This is a genomic window from Terriglobales bacterium (genome assembly GCA_035691485.1).
Classification (GTDB): Bacteria; Acidobacteriota; Terriglobia; order Terriglobales; family Acidobacteriaceae; genus JAIQGF01.
Genome location: DASSIZ010000117.1, coordinates 1 through 16,869, shown reverse-complemented (window position 1 = coordinate 16,869; position 16,869 = coordinate 1). Strand labels below are relative to the sequence as shown.

Below are 16,869 nucleotides of genomic sequence, written 5' to 3'. Positions count from 1 at the left end.
CGAGGTTCAGCGCAAGGTCAACATCATTCGCTCGGCGGTCACTACTTTTGCCTCGGGACCCATCAACTCCCTCAACTCGCGCTGGTAGCGCAGCGCGTCATCGTGTTTTCCGGTGGCTTCGGCGGCCCGCGCTGCCCCGCGCACGCCACGAAACCGGTGCGGCGCGACCTTGAGGTCGGCTTCGTATTCCTGGAACGCCTGCCCCGGATTCCCCGCTTCCATCAGCAGGTCGGCCAGCAGTTCGCGCGCCGGCAGCACCGGCCCCGGCGTGACCGGATGTTTATCGGTCGAGTCTTCCAGTTCGGCGGCGGAGCGCATGAGCGGCACGGCAACCCCATCATCTTTCTCCGCGTGAGCCAGCCACGCTGCCGCCTCGCGCCGTTGCACCTCCACCTGCACCGACCAGTCGTACCCGCGCTTGTTCGCCGCCAATTGATCGCGAATCGCCTCCAGTTGCTTGATTTCAGCGCGCGCGACATCGAGTTGCCCGGCGTGAACCGCGCCCATCGCTCGGGCCCAGTGCGTGATGGCTTGCGTTTCCGGGGTGCCCGACGGGACCGGCTGCAACGACAAAGCCGTCTTCCAGTCGCCGCGTTCCACCGCATAGCGCGCCGGTATCGCCGCCTCGGCATAGAAAGAAACCAGGGTCGGCTGCACCGCCTTGATCTCCCCCAGTTCTTTCAGCACGCCCTCCGCCTGGCGATCGTGGCCTTGTTGCAGGTAGGCGTAGATCAGATAGTCCATGGCGTGCAGTTGCTGGTCCCAGCTCGACGCCATGTGGTTTCTTTGTTGGAAATCTTTTGCCGCTTTTTCCGAGGCCAGGTTGGAAGCGATGGAGTCGTTCCACAGCCCCAGCCGCGTGAAGATGTGGGAAGGCATATGCAGCGCGTGCGGAACGGAGGGCGCGATGCGGGCGTAACTGCGCGCCGCCAGGAGCGCGTCCTTGGCCAGCGCCGGATTGTCGAAGCTGTGGATGATGTAGTGCGCCGCGCCGGGATGGTCCGGCTGCTCGGCAAAGACCTTTTCCAGGATCGCTCCCGCCTCGTGCTGGTCCCGGAACGTCTTGTCGGTGGGAGAGGCGGTGGCCAGCAGCGACAGCGCGTAAAACGCCGCCACCTCATTGTCCTTCGGGAACAAACGGTGCAGCCCCTCCATCGCGACACGGTACGTCATGGCGCGCGCGCGGTGGTCAATCTTGTCGTAATCGGTGTAGAAGGCATGCAACGCGTCGATGTAGCCTCTTTCGCGTCCGGTGGGAACCTCCAGTGCGGCAGCCTTCTTGATTGCCGCCGCCCCATTTTGCAGCGCTGTGGCGTCAGGCAAGTACCACAGCGGACGCCACCACGTCATCGCCTGGCCCCAATAGGCCATGGCGCACTTCGGATCTTGCGTGGCAATGGCCGTGAACTCGGCGAGCGCTTCTTCGTAGGCGAAGGAGTGCAGCAGCGCGACCGCATGCGGAAACGCTCGTCGCGCCGGAGCGGTACAGCTCACGTCAAAAAATACAGTCCCCACCTTGTCCATGCCGAGGTGATGCCCGGCATGCGGATCGTCGCCAGCATGCGGATCATCGGCGAACGCTGAAGTTGACAGGAGAAAGCAGACAGAAATGAGGAGGCCCACAAGACCTTTGCGCATACGCCATCCTCCACCCAAGTACCCGAACTCTAGCGGGTTGGATGCGGGTCAGTCAATTTGGGACTAACGTTTTATCAGCTCCTCGGAGAGTTGGTGGGCTTTGAAGGCGAGGCGGTAGGCAAGGTCGTTGTCGCCTTCCTTGCTCGCCTGGCGGGACTGTTGCATGTAGCTGCGGATGGTCTGCACCATCGATTGTTCGCCCGAACTGAGCGCCCGGGTAAGGTTCTTCAGGTTGTAATCGGTGGTTTCCAGCAGCTGGTTGGTGTTCAGCTTCTGGTGGATCGCCTGATCGTTGGTCATGGCGGGCGAAAGCCCTGGCGTGGCCGGTTGCGTGCTGCCGTCAGAAACCACGGTTTTCGGCTTGTTTTCCGCGGTTTTCTCCGGCGGTTTTTCCGGCGACGGCGCGGGAACCGGCGGTTTCGGCTTGGCGTGGGCGCGCTTGGGCTTCGGCTTCGGCGCTGGAGGTGGCGGCGCGGTGGTGGTTTCCGGCTGTGCCTCCGGCTCTGGACGATTGGGCTCGGCGGCGACGGGAGGCGGCGTCGGCGCCGTCTCCGGCTGGGGCTGCGTGATCGTGGGCGCCTGCGCTTGCGGCGGCGGCACCGCGGGCTTCTTCTTCTTGCATCCCCCCAGGACGAGGACCGACGCAAGCAGAACACCGGCGAACGTGGCGCGCGCGATTCGCATTGTGTTGTTCTAAATCCCTCGATGCTCCGGACGCAAGTTCATCACGACGCGGTGACTTGTTGCGCGTCGGCCCCCATCCCCGAAGACGCTGAGCGGGCGTGCTCGGCGGCCGGAAAGCGGAGATGGAAAGTTGTTCCTTGTCCGGGTTGCGACTCGAATTCCATGGACCCGTTATGCAATTGCATGACGCGGTAGCTCATGGCCAGTCCGATGCCGCTGCCCGTTTTCTTGGTCGTGAAATACAGATTGAAAATTTTGTCCCTGATCTCGGGCGGAATTCCCGGCCCTTGGTCGCGGACCTCCACCTCGATCAGGTGGTCATCGCGCCGCGCCACCAGTTGCAGCGCGCCGCCGCCCGGCATCGCCTGGATGCCGTTGAGCGCGATATTGAGCACCGCCTGCTTGACCAGGTCGGCATCCGCCTTGATGGTAAGCGGGTCCGGCGGCAGGTCGCACCTCACGGTGACGCCCTGGCGCGAGGCCTCCGGCGCCGCCAGCACGGAAACGTCTTCGACGATGCGGCGCAGGTCGGCGTCGCTGAGCCGCAGTTCCACCGGCTTGGTGAAATCGACCAGCGTTTGCACCACCCGGTCCAGACGCTGAATCTCGCTGCTGATTACGTCCATGTGGCGCCTGGATTCCGGGTCGATCTGCTTGATCTTCTCCCGCAGCACCTCCAGGTGCACCATGATGGCATTGATCGGATTGCGCACTTCATGCGCCACCCCGGAGGTGAGCCTGCCGATGGCCGCCAGCCGCCGCGAGAGTTCGATCTCATCCTCGATCCGGCGCACTGACTCGGCATCGCGCATGGTCAGCAGCGCTCCGATTTTTTGTCCGCCTTCTTCGATGAAATCCAGCGAGACCTGCACCCGGCCCCCATTGTCCCCGGCCAGTTCGCGCTGGGTGAGGGAGCGGTGCTGTTCGAAGGCCTCCAGAACGGCGCGGCCCAGCCGCGTGTCGCGGGTGAAAATGTTGGAGACGTGGCAGCCCAGCATGTTGCTGCGCTTCTGGCCGACAAACTGTTCGGCTGAAGCGCTCACCAGCACCGCGCGCGCGTCCTGCGTGAACAGCATCAGGCCGTCTTGCAGGTTGCCCATGATCTGGTCGAGGTTCTCTTTCAACGCCGAGAAGACCTCTTTCACATCGCGCATCTGCTGGCCCAGGCGGTCGATTTTGGTGGTGACAACGCCGTATTCGTCATGGCGCGCCGGGCGCAGGGCGGGCGCCGGCTCGATTTCCCCCGCCGTCATTCGGTCCAGTCGCCGTGCGATCGCCTCCAGCGGCCGCAACGCGAAGTTGGAGAGCGCCGCCGCCAGCAGCATCGAAACCAGGATCGAGAGCGCGGTAAATTCCAGCGCATGCGTGACCTGCGGCTGCAATTCGCTTTTAAGAAAGACAGTGGAGAGCCCGACGCGGATTTGTCCAAACGGTTTTCCCGCGCGGCTGAGCGGCAACCGTACCTCGTAAACCTCGGGCTTGCCGAAGACCACTCGCATTTGCTGACGGAAGCCGCCTTTCACCACCGTGGAGAAATCGGGTCGCACCGAAACCGGCTTGCCCTGCGCGTCGGAGTCGGTGTGCAGCAGCGCCCGCCCGGTGGCGTCGATGATGGCGGCGTCGTAAATCGTCGGCGAGTAGCCAACAATCGATTGCAGCAGGGAATTAAGGCCGGGATCGGTCTGCAGGCTGTCTTCGATGGCAGCTTCCACGGCCGCCGGGTCGTCGGCATCGACGCGCGAGTTGGTCAGGTCCAGTTCCAGCGCCTCGCGCGCCCCGTGGTAGATCTGGTGCGCGGTGAAGTCGGCGCTCTGGTACGCCTCCGTCACCCTCTGCCGCAGCAATTGCGCGACGTAGATATAGGAAAGCGTCGCTACCAGCGCCACGACCATGGCGCTGATGGCAATCACCAGTTTGGTTTTGAGCTTGAGCCGCATGTCAGTCGGCGGTCGACGATCGTTGGTCGAGGGCCGGGTTGTCCAAAAGTCTGCTGTCGCCGGTCAGCTCGCTGAGTTTGGAGTTTTCGGAAAAACAGTCCGCGTTCTAGCCAAACCTCTGAAATTTTCGAAACCTCCGAAACCGCCGAACCTTCCGCAACCTTTTACTGTCCCACATCCGCGGTGGCCACCTGGTTGCCTCCGTATTCCTTGAGCTTGTTGTGCAGCGTCTTTAGGCTGATCCCTAAAATTTCGGCGGCGCGCGTCTTGTTGTTGTTGGTCGCTTCCAGCGTTTTCAGGATCAGCAGTTTTTCCGCTTCGCCCACCGTCGTTCCGACGCCGAGCCGCACCGCGTTGGCTTCCTGCACCGGGGCGCGGGGCGTCACCTGTCCGAATCCCGGCGGCAGGTGCTTGGTCTCGACCACGCCCCCGTCGCAAACGATCACCGCGCGCTCCAGCGTGTTGCGCAGTTCGCGCACGTTCCCCGGCCAGGCGTAGGCACGGAACACCGACATCACCGAGTCGCTCACCATCTGCACCTTGCGCCCGTGCTTCTCGTTCATCTCCGCCAGCAGCGTCGTCACCAACTCCGGCAGGTCTTCCTTGTGATCGCGCAGCGGAGGCATGCCGACACTGAACACATTCAGCCGATAATAAAGGTCGTTGCGCAGGTAGCCCTGTGCCACCGCTTCTTCCGGGATCTTATTGGTGGCGGCGAGCACGCGCACGTCCACCGAGGTTTCCATTTTGCTGCCCAGGCGGCGCAGCTTGCGGTCTTCCAGCACGCGCAGCAGCTTGGCCTGCGTCCCGACCGGCATTTCCCCAATCTCATCCAGCAGCAGCGTGCCCCCCTCGGCCAGTTCGAAGCAGCCCACCCGGCGTTCCACCGCCCCCGTGAATGCGCCCTTCTCGTGGCCGAACACTTCGCTCTCAATCAGCGTCTCCGGAATCGCGGCGCAGTTGATGGCCACAAATGGCTTGCCCTTGCGCGGGCTCAGGTCGTGGATGGTCCGCGCGACCAGCTCTTTTCCGGTTCCGCTCTCGCCGGTGATCAGCACGGCCGCTGTGCTCGGCGCCACCATTTCGATCAGGTGAAAAATCTCCTGCATTTTCCGCGAAGTGCCGACCAGCGGGCCCATGACGCCCTTGTCGCGCAGCGTCCGCCGCGTCAGTTCCAACTCGCGCTCGGTTTCGCCCTGGCTGACGGCGTGCCGCAGAATGGTGCGCAACCGGGTCGGGTCGCCGCCTTTCTGGATGTAATCGTAGGCCCCTATCTTCATCGCTTCCACCGCGCTGTCCACGCTGCCATGGGCAGTCATCACGATCACCTTGCACTCCTGCGGCAGTTCGGCCACCCGCCGCAGCAATTCCATCCCGTCCAGCCGCGGCATCATCAGGTCGGTGACCACGATCGAAGGCGACCAAGAATCCAGCTTTTCCAGCGCCTCCATGCCGTCCCGCGCGGTTTCGCACCTGAAGCCCCACAGCGAGACCAGCTCGGCCAGACCGGTGCGTTCGTTTTCCTCATCCTCGACGATGAGTACCTTTTCCTGGGTCATAGAAGGGTCTGACTCCATTATTCAGGCTTGCCACACATTCGGCAACCGTGGCCGAAACAAAAATCCGCGATCGGCGGACTTCACTCCGTTCAGCGATGGAATGTGACTTGATGCGTCTGCGCGGCCCGGTCCCGAGTACCTCCTTTATAGATGCGGGTTTCCGGCCGGCAGTAACTTGTCTTGTCATTGCCGATGAAAACCAGACAAGACGATTCCTGACTCCCAACTCCCAGCCCCCAGGGTGCCCCATTAAGGGCTTGCGTGGGAGGTTGGACCTGATCGCGCGATGCGATACAATCTCGCGACTCAAAAATGAGCTTGCACCCTGCGGCGGCGAGCTTAACGTCGTTTCTACCTACTTCAATTCTTATGCAGTCCGTGCCGGCAATTCCGGAGGATCAGGATGTCACTTCGCATTAATTTTCTTGGCCGTTCATTACTCGCCGCCTTTTTCCTCCTCCTCTCTTGCAATATGTCGGCACAGGACGAGCCCGTTCCCAAGGTCGACATCTTCGCCGGCTATTCCTGGATGAATCCCGGCGGGCAGATCGGGGCCCTCAAGCTGCCCTCCATCACACCCGGTTTCGGAATTACGCCGACATGGAATTTCAACCGCGTGTTCGGTTTCAGCCTTGACGCCGAAGCTCATTACGGCGACGTGGCCAACATCAGCACCATCATGGCGGGACCGCGCTTCAAGGCCCGCCAGGAACACTTTGAACCTTTCATCCATGCGCTCGTCGGGCTGCACCGGCTGTCGGTGGAGAATCTCGGTACAGACAATCGGATCGGCGCCGCGCTCGGCGGCGGCATTGATCTCCCGGTGACGCGCCGTTTTACCTTCCGTCTGCTCGAGGGAGATTACGTCTGGGCTCACCACAACTTCGGACCCACGGTGCCCAAGATCTCGGACTTTGCCGGCGCGCGCATCCGCAGCGGCATTGTCCTGAATTTCGGAGGCGAAGCGCCTGCGCCTCCGCTGGCTGCCAATTGTTCGATTAACCCGGCTTCGGTGATGGCCGGCGAGCCTGTCACCTTGACCGCCACCGCCAGTAATGTGATGAAGGGCCACACCGTCACCTACGATTTCAAATCCACTGGCGGCAAGGCCACCCCGAAGGACAACAACGTTGCCATCGACACCACCGGCCTCGCTCCCGGACAGTACACCGTCAACGCCACCTTGACCGACCCCAAGGCGAAGAAGATGGCGCCTGCCACCTGCAGCTCGAACTTCACCGTGCAGGAGCCGCCAAAGCATCCGCCCACCGTCTCCTGCAGCGCCAATCCGGCGACGGTGCAGGCGGGTTCGCCTTCCGCCATTACCGCGACCGGCCAAAGTCCCGACAACCGGACGCTGACCTATGACTTCTCCGCCACCGGCGGCCGCCTTTCTCCGACCGGGGCACAGGCCACGCTGGACACCGCAGGCGCTCCTGCCGGTCCAATCACCGTCACCTGCACCGCGACCGACGATCGCGGGCTCAGCGCCAGCAATACCACAACCGTGAGCGTCGAGGTTCCGCCGCCGCCGCCGTCAACCAGCAAGTTGAACCAGATCGAGTTCAAGAACCCGAAACTGCCGGCGCGCGTGGACAATGAAGCCAAAGCCATCCTTGACGACGTCGCCTTGCGCCTGCAACGGGAAGCCGATGCCAGGGCCGTCATTGTGGGCAACTTCGATCCCGCCGAGAAGAACGGGCAGAAGTTGGCCGAGCAACGCGCCGTCAACACCAAGGCATACCTCACGCAGGAAAAGGGAATCGACCCCGGCCGCATTGATCTGCGCACTGGCAGTGCCGGCAGTCGCACGGCGGAAATTTATCTGGTTCCCGCGGGAGCAAACTCTGACGTCCAAGGCACGCAAGCGTTTGACGCCAGCAAGATAAAGGCGGGTGTGAATGCGTATCCGCACGCTCCGGCCCCCAAGCCGGCGCGCAAGCGACCCGCCCCTCCGAAGCAGTAGGTCGGCTGAAGGAGTCAGGAGTCAGCGTCGACTCCTGACTCCTAGCTCCTAACCCCCAGCCCCCTAACTCCCAACTCCCAACCCCCACCTAACTCTCAACCCGTTACTCCTGATTCCTAACTCCTTCCTTTCGTCCCGCTACTTTGGTCATCGGAGTTGGTACTATTGCGCCATAGCGCGTCGCCAGGAATCGCGGCACTATTCCCCTCATGAAAAACGCGACCCACTTCATCGCATCGAATGAACAGTCAGGTATGACCGCCGCGCGCATATGCCGCTGCTTCTTAGCCGTGCTGCTGCTCGTTGTGAGTCTGGTTGCGGCGGGGCAAAACTCCCAGCAGCGCTGGGTTACCATCGGGCCTGAAGGCGGCGACGTGCGCAGCCTGGCGCATGATCCGCACGATCCCAGCCACATTTTCCTGGGCACCAGCGCCGGCGAAATGTACCTGTCCACCGATGCCGGCGCCACCTGGTCGCACTTCGCGCATTTCGGCGGCAGCGACGATTACGTGCTCGACCACATCGTGGTCGACTCCGCCAACCCGAATACTGTGTACGTGGCGGCTTGGAGCATCGAAAACAGCGGCGGAGACATTTTCCGTTCCCGCGACGGAGGCAGCACTTGGCAACCGCTTCCTGGCATGCACGGCAAGTCGGTGCGCAGTTTCGCCGTTTTCGCCGGTGACTCTCGCACCCTGATCGCCGGCGCCCTGGATGGCGTTTTTCGTAGCAACGACGCCGGGAATAATTGGGAGCGCATCTCTCCCGCCAATCACCCCGAGATCAAGAACATCGAATCCATCGCCATCGATCCGCGCTCGCCGCAGGTGATTTATGCCGGTACCTGGCATCTGCCCTGGAAGACCACTGACGGCGGTGCGACGTGGCAATCGATGAAACAGGGAATCGTCGACGATTCCGACGTCTTCTCCATCATCGTGGATCCGCAGAACCCCGCTACGGTCTACCTGAGCGCCTGCTCCGGAATTTACAAGAGCGACAATGCCGGCGATTTGTTCCACAAAATCCAGAGCATCCCTTTCTCGGCGCGACGCACCCGGGTGCTGCGTCAGGATCCAACGAATTCGGCGATCGTGTATGCCGGCACAACCGAAGGTTTATGGAGAACGCTGGACGGCGGCAAAACTTGGCGTCGCACCACCGCGCCGAACCTGATCGTCAACGACGTGGATGTTGACCCGCGTCAGCCCTCCCACGTCCTGCTGGCCACCGACCGCAGCGGCGTAATGGCGAGTGAAGACGGCACCCAGAGCGTCCGCGCTTCCAACCGCGGCTTCTCCCACCGCCAGGTGTCCGCTGTTCTGGCCGACCGCAACAACCCGGCCACGCTCTATGCGGGCGTAATCAACGACAAGGAATTCGGCGGCGTCTTCGTCAGCCACGATGCTGGCGCGCACTGGCAGCAGATGAACGCGGGCCTCTCCGGCCACGACATTTTCACTCTCGCGCAGACTTCGCACGGCGACTTGCTGGCGGGCACGCAGCGGGGTATCTACATCTACGAGCGTCCGGCGGGACGTTGGCGCGCGACTAATCTCATCGTCAATGAAAAAATTATCTCCACGCCCGCACGCGGTCCCAAGCTGAAGAACGCAAAATACGCCACGCACAAGGAATACGTGCGGGCAGAACTGAAGGGCCGGGTGGCGCGTATCGTGGTTGCCGGCGAGCGCTGGTACGCGGCCACCAGCGAAGGGGTTTTTGCCAGCTATGACCAGGGACATTCCTGGCACGGTGGCCCCGTCGGTGAGCTGCGAAACTTCTTCTCCGTTGACGTGGATGGCGAAAAGGTGGTGGCTTCCACGCCGAACTCGCTTGCGGTTTCACACAATCACGGGGTCGCTTGGACGCCTGTAAACTTGCCTTCGTTCGTGGGCACGGTGTCCAGCGTTGCCATGTCGCCCTCGGCCATGTGGGTTTCAGCCTACGCGGGAGTATTTTTCAGCAAGGACGACGGCGCCAACTGGGAGCACGTGCTGGTAGGAACTCCGCCGCAGAACCTGACCTCAGTCCGCTATGACGCCGTTTCCCAGCGGTTGCTCGGGGTGACTCATTCCGGCGAAGTCTATTCCACGGTCGACAACAACCACTGGAACCGGATTGCTGATGCCGGCATTCACATGCGATCGGTGAATTTCGCCGGCGGGCGACTGCTCGGCATTACCCCGTTTCGCGGCATCGTCGCACCGCCTGCAGGACAAGAAGTGCGCGCGACCGGCGGCGGTTTGCAGTAACCACATCGAGATATTCTTGCTTCTCATCGCCAGGAGCTACGCGGGTGACCGCAGCTCCTGGCTTTTAGTCATGGGCTTTGTTCACGCCATCCTGCTCGCGGAAAAAACTACACGACCAGTCTCGGATGACCGGGTCTAAGTGGTTGATTACAAACCATCAACATTGGCATCTGGAGTGCCCTGATTCTGTGCAGGCCCAGCCACAGGAGGGTCACTGATGAAGTTCAAGCTTACTGCTTCTTTGCTGCTGCTGGTCGCGCTCGCAATCCTGGCAGCCGGATGCAGCTCAATTCCGGACAGCGTCAAGGCAGCGGAACCCGCTGCGGAAGGTAACTCGGGTCTGCCATTCTCGAACGGGAAAACCGGCGCGCCTTCTGCTCATGCGCTGGTTCCCGACGGGGTAACGGTACAGGCCGGCACCCCGATTTCGGTTCGCTTGCAGAATGCAATTTCGAGCGCTTCCAACCGCACCGGCGACGAATTTACCGCCGTGCTCGATGAACCGCTGATGGCGGACGGAAAAACGGTTGCGCCGCGCGGAGCCGCTGTCAAAGGCCGCGTGCTGGCGGCGCGTTCCTCAGGACGGTTGAGCAATTCCGGATATCTGCGCTTGTCCTTGGTTTCGGTTGAATTAAACGGCAAAGCGGTGCCCGTTCACACCTCCAGCGTATTCGCTTCCGGAGGCGCCCACAAAAAGCGCAACGTGGCGCTGATCGGCGGAGGCGCGGGGACCGGCGCGGTGATTGGAGCAATCGCCGGCGGCGGCAAGGGAGCGCTCATTGGCGGCGCCGTCGGCGCCGGCGCCGGAACCGCGGGCGCGTATGCGACCGGCAAGAAGGACGTTTCCTTCGGGTCGGAACGCCGTCTCACATTCCGCTTGACCCAACCTTTGGTAGCCAATTCCTCAAAATCATAATTTTCATGGCTACCCCCAAGGCGCGCTGCGGCGCGCCTTTTTCTTGCTCCGAAGCCGGCAATTCCGGTAATTGCATCATTCCCAAAATGGAATGCAATCAGCACCTTACTGGTTCCTAATAACTTTCCCGGCTCTGCCGGCAAGCCCCGGCGCGTCCCATCCACCCGCTGCTTAAGTCCGCTCCCTCTGTGATTTACGTCACTTCATTCCAAAACGGAAAAACCTATCCTTGGTCCGCTCGTACCAAGTTGGGCCCAACCCGAAGGTGGGCACAGCGATGCCGCGTTCCATTTCGAAATCCCGGGCCGCAATCCTCCACCCTACCGGGAGTGAATTCCTGGAAGCCGCGGCCAACGACTGCCCGCACGGTCTTATGGTCGAACAGGCCGGGCGCGTGGTGTACGCCAACCCCGCCTATGCCCGCCTGACCGGATTCTCCAACTCCGCGGCCGTTCTCGGGAAACGGGTCGCGGGCTTGTCGATTGCAAACGCTCGGGCCGAGAAAACCGCGAATGGAGCGCCGGAATTTTCCAATACGACCATGAAGTTCCGGCGCGGACGCCAATGGTTGTGCCTGCATGTCGTACTCGACGTGACCGAGCGCAAGCGCTTGGAGCATCGCCTTCACGAATCGGAAAAAATGGAAGCGTTGGGCCGCCTGGTCGGCGGCGTCGCCCATGACTTCAACAATGTCCTGACCGCAATCACCCTGTACTCCGACCTGCTCATGGAGCAGGCGCGTGGCCGGCGCGAAGCCGAAGAGATCCACCTGGCTGCGCAGCGCGGTACCGCGATCGTGCGGCAGTTGCTGACCTTCGCTCGTCAACAGCCGCTTGCCCCGAGGGTGGTGTCGCTGCACAAGATCGTCGCCTCCATGCGCGGCATGCTGGAACCGCTGTTGGGTGAAAACATCAAGCTCATCACCCACTTCGATTCCGCGTCCGATACCGTCCGCGTCGATCCGGCCCAGTTGCAGCAAGTCATTCTGAACCTGATCATGAACGCGCGCGACGCCATGCCTGGCGGTGGCGAGGTGCGGATCTCCACCGGTTCTTGCACGCTCCAAGCCCGCCCCGCTCAGCGTCAGCCCGGGCTTCGGCCCGGACAGTACGTGACCCTGACCGTGGTGGATACCGGCTGCGGCATGGACGAAAACGTTCGTGCCCGCATCTTCGAGCCGTTTTTCACTACTAAGCCGGCCGGTCAGGGCGTTGGACTGGGCATGGCCATGACCTACGGCATCGTCACCCAAAGCGGCGGCGCAGTTTCGGTCTCCAGCAAGCCTGGCGCCGGGACCCGGATCACGATTCACCTGCCACGCCACGCCGCGACCGGCACGGCCACGGAACCCTCACCGGCTTCCTCCGCCGACACCCCCACGGGAACGGAAACCATACTGTTGGTCGAAGACGATCACGCCGTGTGCGCCTCGATGGCTCACCTGCTCACCGGCGCGGGTTACCACGTGCTGCAGGCCCGCAACGGCGATCAGGCCCTCCGCTTGGCTCGTGCTCACGCCGGCGGTTTCGATCTCTTGATTACCGACGTCGTTATGCCCGGCATGTCGGGCTACGACGTTGCTCAACACGTAAAGAACATTCATCGCGAAACCGAGGTCCTCTTTATCTCCGGATATGCGGCCCAGGGCCGCGCAGCCGAGACCGGTGCCCAATTGCTGCGCAAACCTTTCTCGCGCGCTTTGCTGGCCGAAAAGGTTCGCCAAATTCTCGATCATCGCGCGGCGGTCCCGGTCACCGCCGGCGCTCCACAAGCGGAAAGGGAACTGCCATGATCTCTTCAATGGACGTACTCAACGGCGCGCGTGAAATCCCGGGCGCCAATCTGCTCAACCTGCTGGTCGTGGATGACGAACGCGCCGTGCGCGAAGGTTGCAAGGAGGCCGCTCAAACCGCCGGCTTCAACACCTTCGTCGCTGATTCCGCCGAGCATGCTTACAAGGTCCTCGACGCCCAGAACGTGGACATCATCCTGCTCGATCTCAGGCTGCCCGGCGCCAGCGGATTGGAAGCCCTGCGCGCCGCCAAGCTGCGCCGGCCCAACGCCATCATCATCATCATTACCGGCTACGCCACGGTTTCTTCCGCGGTGCAGGCGATGAAGATGGGCGCCTTCGATTACATCAGCAAACCCTTCACCCTTGACGAGCTACGCGTGATGCTGGAGCGCGCCATTGACGAGCTGAAGCTGACCACCGAGAAGCGCGTGCTTCGTGAACGCCTGCGCTCCAAGCACGGCTTCGGCTCCATCATTGGCCGCTCGCCGGAGATGGAAAAACTCTACCGCATCATCGCCAAGGCGGCGCAGAGCTCCCATCCCGTGCTCATCCTGGGCGAGAGCGGTACCGGCAAGGAATTGGTGGCGCGCTGCATCCACTATTCCGGGCCATTCCACGACAAGCCCTTCATTCCGGTGGATTGCGGTTCGCTGGTGCCGACGCTGATTGAGAGCGAACTTTTCGGTTACGTGCGGGGCGCCTTCACCGGCGCCGTCCGCGCCAAGGAAGGCCTGCTGGCCATCGCCCAGGGCGGGACCGTTTTTCTCGATGAAATTGGCGAGTTGCCGGTCGATTTGCAGGCCAAGCTGTTGCGCTCCATCCAGGAGAAGGAAATCCGTCCCGTGGGCAGCACCAAGCCCATCGGCATCAACGTTCGCATCCTCGCCGCCAGCAACCGCGATCTGGAGTCCGCCGTCGCCGATGGCACCTTCCGCCGCGATCTCTATTTCCGGCTCAACGTGCTCAGCTTGAGGATCCCGCCGCTGCGCGACCGCAAGCAGGACATCCCGCTGCTGGCGGAGCACTTCCTGGAGCGGCTGTCCCGCAACACTGGGGCGCAGCGTTCGTTGAGCGAAGAAGCTCTGAATGTCATGATGGGCTACGATTGGCCCGGCAACGTTCGCGAACTGGAAAACTGCCTGGAGCGCGCCTGCGCCCTCAGCTCGGGCCCGACCATCCAGACTGGCGACCTGCCCTCGCCTATCCAGAACGCCAATCATCCGATTCCTCCAGAGGCCGCCGAAGCCGGAAAGATCGTTCCTATCGCCGACCTGGAAAAGGAGGCCATCTTGCGCACCATCGACCAGCTCAAGGGCGACAAGCTGTTGGCCGCCCGCATGCTCGGCATCGGCAAGACGACCCTGTACCGGAAGTTGAAGGAGTACGCGTCGCAAGACTGAAAACAACTGCTAGTTGTGTGGGTAGGGCACGGCTTCGGCCGTGCCGCCAGGAGCAACCGTTTTGGGTAGCCGCTGGTGCCCGCCCAGAACAACCCGTTTGGGTAGGGCACGGTTTCGGCCGTGCCGCCCGGAGCAACCGTTTTGGGCAGGGCACGGCTTTAGCCGTGCCGCCAGAGCCGCCTCTGATGCGGGCTTTAGCCCTGAGGGAACTAGCCACTTCTCTCCCAATTCCCGCTTCAGGCTCCCGTTCCGGGAGGTCAGAAGACGCGAACTTCGGCAAATTTGCGTGTTTTCAGTTGCACCGATCATGGCTTCCGACGTGCAATAGCATCGGCATGATTCTCCTAATCACGAATTCGTCTCACGGCCAGGAGTGCGCCAAGGTACTGCTGGCCGCTACTCGCATCAAGACGGAATTTGCTTCCGATATTCGCACCGCGCTCACCCGCCTGAGTGACCAGGAATTCACCGCCGTGGTGATTGACGAAAGCCTGCTCGAGCCCAGCGCCAAGTCGCTTGACATGCTGGTCAAGCACCTGGGAAGGGCCATCCCCATCTTCGTCAACCTCGCGGTAAGCCGCATGGAGCGGGTGGTTCGCGACGTCCAGGCCGCGCTTCGCCGGGCTGAACAGGAACGTTCCATGGCTCGGCACGCGGTCGAATCCGAGTTGCGCAGCCAGTTGAAAGGCGAGCTGACCGGGATCCTGCTCTGGACACAGCAGGCGCTGGAGACTCCGGCTCTGCCCTCGGTAGCGGAATCGAAGCTGAAGTCCGTCTACGAAGCTGCGGACAAGATGCGGGCCCGGCTGGGCGTTACCGCTTAAGCCGGCACTACACTGGCGGCCCGCTGGCGCGCCGGAAGCTCTGCGCCTCCATTTCGTTTCAACCTTGCGGCCAGCTCCGCGAATTCGCGCAATGCTGTTGGAAGTAAAACTCTTGCCTCCCCTGCAGAGGCATCCAAAGTGCTCACTCCCACTTCTAACCTCGGCATGGACCGGCACTCAGGGTCCTCCACGAACGAATGAACGTTCCGCTCCATACTCCAAGCCCGATCCTGGAGATTCCTCACCATCCTGCGAGGCTTGATCGTGAAACTCTGGCCCGCCGCATCGGCGAACTGGGCGAGTGGTTTCATAATCTCGATCTCTTCGGGGTGCCGACTGCCCCCAACCATTTCCTCGGCGATTTTCCCAACGTCAAGTGGAAGCACTTGGCGGCGTCCATCCCCCAGGACCTGACCGGCGCCGCCGTGCTCGACATCGGCTGCAATGGCGGCTTCTATTCCATCCAGATGAAGCGCCGTGGGGCCTCGCGGGTGCTCGGCATTGACGTCGACGACCGTTATCTCGCCCAGGGCCGCTTTGCTGCCGAGGTGCTCAACCTCGAGATCGACTTTGAAAAACGATCGGTGTACGAGGTCGACCAGTTGGCCGGCCAATTTGATTACGTCTTTTTTATGGGAGTGTTCTATCACCTGCGTTACCCGCTCTATGCTCTCGACAAGGTGGTGAAGAAAGTGAAAGGCAAGCTCGTCTTCCAGACCATGATCCGCGGTTCCGAACAGCTGCGCCGCTGGGAAGACAATTACCACTTCTGGAACAAGGAAATTTTCGATTCTCCGGAATTCCCCTGCATGTACTTCATCGAGCACAGCTACGCCAACGATCCCACCAACTGGTGGATTCCGAACCGTGCTGCCGCCGAGGGCATGCTGCGCAGCTCCGGGCTTCAGATCGAAGCCCATCCGGAGCCTGAAACCTGGATTTGCAACCCACGCAACGTGGCGCGCGACGGCCGGTACATCCAGGAGTTGGAGCTGGCCGGCACTCTGTAGTCCCAATCTCCGGCCGCACCGGTCTGCGCCGCCGGCTGACTGCAACATCAGTTCGCGGAAAGAGAAAGGAAGATCGCCCGATGGTCGAAGCGGTGATGCTCTGGAATGAGCCGAACAATCTCTCCCACTGGGACTTTCACGCCGACCCGGACTGGAAGAGGTTCGCCGAGTTGGCGATTGCGGCTGCCCGCGCCATCCGCCGGGTGAATTCCGAGCTGCCGATTGTGCTCGGCGGCATTTCCCCCATCGATCCCAACTTCATTCAGCTTATCGGCTCCTATGGCGTCCTCGAGCACGTGGACGTCGTCGCCCTCCATGGGTTTCCTCTCGACTGGAACCACTGGAGCATTCACGACTGGCCGAAGAAGATCGACGAAATCCGCCAGGTCACTTCCAAACCCATCTGGGTTTCCGAAGCCGGCGCTTCTTCCTTCGGTGCGGAAGAAATTCAGCTCTTCGGGCTTCGCAAAACCGCGGAGCTGCTGTTGCCCATCGTCGATCGCGTGCACTGGTACAGCTTGTTCGATCTCCCTGCTACCTGGACCGCCACCACCCGCCACAAGGAGTCCGAGGGCAGCGCCTATTACCGGCATTACTACATGGGCTTGGTGCGCGAAGATGGAAGCGCCAAGCTGGCCGCCGCGGAGTTCCCCCGCGGCCTTGGCATCTGCCAGTGGTTCCACTTCGAGGACCACCGCCTCGACGCCGGTGTGGAATGGCTTCGCCGTCTCAGGGTGCGTTACTTGCGCACCGGCATGAGTTGGGCCGATTCTTTCCGCCCCAACGCTGAAGCTTGGTTTGACCGGCAGATGAGTTCTCTCGCCGAGTTCGATACGACCCTTACCCTGTGCTTCACGCCCGAGCACCTCGGCATCGTGCCGCACT

The 16,869-nt window shown here is 62.0% G+C and carries 12 protein-coding genes; 8 read left to right on the top strand and 4 right to left on the bottom strand.

All coding sequences use genetic code 11. The features are described from left to right. Positions 1-6: 6 nt before the first annotated feature. From VFI82_14910 to VFI82_14895, 4 genes are all read right to left on the bottom strand, one after another. Positions 7-1,638, bottom strand: a complete 1,632-nt coding sequence (locus tag VFI82_14910) for a hypothetical protein (protein HET7185974.1) — start codon at positions 1,636-1,638, stop codon at positions 7-9. A gap of 63 nt (positions 1,639-1,701) precedes the next feature. Further along, a complete protein-coding gene (locus VFI82_14905) occupies positions 1,702-2,322 on the bottom strand; it encodes a hypothetical protein (GenBank protein ID HET7185973.1) in 621 nt (206 codons plus the stop codon). Positions 2,323-2,363: 41 nt separating this feature from the next. Beyond that, entirely contained in the window at positions 2,364-4,259 is a 1,896-nt protein-coding gene (locus tag VFI82_14900) for an ATP-binding protein (GenBank protein HET7185972.1), read from the bottom strand. A gap of 164 nt (positions 4,260-4,423) precedes the next feature. Beyond that, complete coding sequence (locus VFI82_14895) at positions 4,424-5,818, bottom strand: sigma-54 dependent transcriptional regulator (protein HET7185971.1); 1,395 nt, start codon at positions 5,816-5,818, stop codon at positions 4,424-4,426. 403 nt (positions 5,819-6,221) lie between these two features. Between VFI82_14895 and VFI82_14890 the strand changes: the two genes are divergently transcribed. The 8 genes from VFI82_14890 to VFI82_14855 all read left to right on the top strand — a co-directional run. After that, positions 6,222-7,784, top strand: a complete 1,563-nt coding sequence (locus VFI82_14890; GenBank protein ID HET7185970.1) for a hypothetical protein — start codon at positions 6,222-6,224, stop codon at positions 7,782-7,784. A 209-nt stretch (positions 7,785-7,993) separates the two neighbouring features. Beyond that, positions 7,994-10,039, top strand: a complete 2,046-nt coding sequence (locus tag VFI82_14885) for a transcriptional regulator (GenBank protein ID HET7185969.1) — start codon at positions 7,994-7,996, stop codon at positions 10,037-10,039. Between the two features lie 217 nt (positions 10,040-10,256). Further along, positions 10,257-10,955 (top strand): hypothetical protein, encoded by a 699-nt coding sequence (locus tag VFI82_14880; GenBank protein ID HET7185968.1) that lies wholly within the window; start codon positions 10,257-10,259, stop codon positions 10,953-10,955. Positions 10,956-11,232: 277 nt separating this feature from the next. Next, complete coding sequence (locus VFI82_14875; protein ID HET7185967.1) at positions 11,233-12,747, top strand: ATP-binding protein; 1,515 nt, start codon at positions 11,233-11,235, stop codon at positions 12,745-12,747. Next, entirely contained in the window at positions 12,744-14,150 is a 1,407-nt protein-coding gene (locus VFI82_14870; GenBank protein HET7185966.1) for a sigma-54 dependent transcriptional regulator, read from the top strand. Before VFI82_14875 ends, VFI82_14870 begins: the two co-directional genes overlap by 4 nt. A gap of 335 nt (positions 14,151-14,485) precedes the next feature. Continuing rightward, positions 14,486-14,974 (top strand): hypothetical protein, encoded by a 489-nt coding sequence (locus VFI82_14865; GenBank protein ID HET7185965.1) that lies wholly within the window; start codon positions 14,486-14,488, stop codon positions 14,972-14,974. A 197-nt stretch (positions 14,975-15,171) separates the two neighbouring features. After that, positions 15,172-15,984, top strand: coding sequence for a TIGR04290 family methyltransferase (locus tag VFI82_14860; protein ID HET7185964.1), 813 nt, complete (start codon positions 15,172-15,174; stop codon positions 15,982-15,984). Between the two features lie 80 nt (positions 15,985-16,064). Next, on the top strand, positions 16,065-16,869 hold an 805-nt coding region (locus VFI82_14855; protein HET7185963.1), incomplete at its 3' end, for a beta-xylosidase.

Bases quoted from the DNA above. Each gene is read 5' to 3' on its own strand.
- VFI82_14910 (HET7185974.1), bottom strand. From the start codon at position 1,638: ATGCGCAAAGGTCTTGTGGGCCTCCTCATTTCTGTCTGCTTTCTCCTG.
- VFI82_14905 (HET7185973.1), bottom strand. From the start codon at position 2,322: ATGCGAATCGCGCGCGCCACGTTCGCCGGTGTTCTGCTTGCGTCGGTC.
- VFI82_14900 (HET7185972.1), bottom strand. From the start codon at position 4,259: ATGCGGCTCAAGCTCAAAACCAAACTGGTGATTGCCATCAGCGCCATG.
- VFI82_14895 (HET7185971.1), bottom strand. From the start codon at position 5,818: ATGACCCAGGAAAAGGTACTCATCGTCGAGGATGAGGAAAACGAACGC.
- VFI82_14890 (HET7185970.1), top strand. From the start codon at position 6,222: ATGTCACTTCGCATTAATTTTCTTGGCCGTTCATTACTCGCCGCCTTT.
- VFI82_14885 (HET7185969.1), top strand. From the start codon at position 7,994: ATGAAAAACGCGACCCACTTCATCGCATCGAATGAACAGTCAGGTATG.
- VFI82_14880 (HET7185968.1), top strand. From the start codon at position 10,257: ATGAAGTTCAAGCTTACTGCTTCTTTGCTGCTGCTGGTCGCGCTCGCA.
- VFI82_14875 (HET7185967.1), top strand. From the start codon at position 11,233: ATGCCGCGTTCCATTTCGAAATCCCGGGCCGCAATCCTCCACCCTACC.
- VFI82_14870 (HET7185966.1), top strand. From the start codon at position 12,744: ATGATCTCTTCAATGGACGTACTCAACGGCGCGCGTGAAATCCCGGGC.
- VFI82_14865 (HET7185965.1), top strand. From the start codon at position 14,486: ATGATTCTCCTAATCACGAATTCGTCTCACGGCCAGGAGTGCGCCAAG.
- VFI82_14860 (HET7185964.1), top strand. From the start codon at position 15,172: ATGAACGTTCCGCTCCATACTCCAAGCCCGATCCTGGAGATTCCTCAC.